Below are 208 nucleotides of genomic sequence, written 5' to 3'. Positions count from 1 at the left end.
TCGTGTTCATGAACAAATGTGACATGGTTGATGACGAAGAGCTGCTTGAGCTGGTTGAAATGGAAGTCCGTGAGCTACTTTCAGAGTATGACTTCCCAGGTGACGACTGCCCAGTAATTCAAGGTTCTGCACTGGGTGCATTGAACGGTGAAGAGCAGTGGGAGCAGAAGATTGTTGAACTTGCTGAAGCCCTGGATTCTTACATCCC

At 48.1% G+C, this 208-nt stretch carries 1 protein-coding gene; it reads left to right on the top strand.

All coding sequences use genetic code 11. From position 1 onward, the window contains the following. A partial coding sequence (locus BZJ21_RS16045) for a GTP-binding protein (protein WP_236719596.1) occupies positions 1–208 on the top strand: 208 nt, incomplete at both ends.

The organism is Salinivibrio costicola subsp. alcaliphilus (assembly GCF_001996185.1).
GTDB classification, from domain to species: Bacteria; Pseudomonadota; Gammaproteobacteria; order Enterobacterales; family Vibrionaceae; genus Salinivibrio; species Salinivibrio costicola.
The sequence above is the reverse complement of the archived record's forward strand: the minus strand, read 5'-3'. Positions and strand labels throughout refer to the sequence as shown.